We start from the raw sequence: 953 nt of genomic DNA on the forward strand, positions 1-953 counted from the left end.
CAGGGCACCAGTAATGAAATTGGTGGCACTGTTACACTCACCATCACCGACAGCGCAGGCGCTGTGCAAACCATTGAGACCCTAGTTGGCAGCGATGGCCACTGGAACATTGAGATTCCAGGTGCCCTTGCACAAGGTGACTTTACTGTAAGCGCGAGTATTACTGATGCGGCAGGCAACGAGAGCACAGCAAATAGCAGTGGTAATGTGGATACTATTACGCCAATCGTCACCGTTGATGCACTGGGCTTGGGTAACGACAGCACCCCAGTGATTAGTGGTACTTCAACAGAGCCTGAAGGCACGGTTGTAAACATTGTTATTACTGACAGCAACGGTGATGAACACCCAATCACCGCTACTGTGGATGCAAACGGTGATTGGCAAGCAACCAGCCCTGAATTACCGGATGGAAGCTACACCGTGCAAGCCAGTATCACCGATGATGCAGGCAACACCGGTGGTGCGACACAAACGGGCAACCTAGATACCTTAGCGCCGACACTGACGTTAGACACAGTCGGCGCAACCAACGACAGCACGCCAACAATTAGCGGGATATCGAACGCGCCAGCAGGCACGGTTATAACGATTAACGTCACGGATGCAGATAATACAGAAACGTTTACTGCAACAGTACAAGCCGATGGCAGCTGGTCAGCAGATGTACCGAACGCGTTAACTGATGGTCCACTCACTATTGAAGCAAGCGTTAGTGATAACGCCGGTAATACCACTACATTAAGTGAAACCGCAACACTCAACACCACGGCCCCAAGCATCAGTATTAATACACTGGTTGACACCAACGACACCACCCCAACCATTAATGGTACAAGCGATGCGGCAGATAACACCACCATTAGCTTAACGTTTGAAGACAGTGCAGGGAATATTACGACTGTTGATACGACCGTAACGGGTGGAGTATGGAGTGTCGATGCACCAACTGA

General features: G+C 50.5%; 1 protein-coding gene. It reads left to right on the plus strand.

Annotation, left to right across the window (positions count from 1 at the left end):
- Positions 1 to 953, plus strand: a 953-nt coding sequence (locus H5118_RS20345; protein WP_182749987.1) for an Ig-like domain-containing protein, incomplete at both ends; no start/stop codon positions are given.

This window comes from Pseudoalteromonas sp. SR41-1, from assembly GCF_014164015.1.
GTDB classification, from domain to species: domain Bacteria; phylum Pseudomonadota; class Gammaproteobacteria; order Enterobacterales; family Alteromonadaceae; genus Pseudoalteromonas; species Pseudoalteromonas distincta.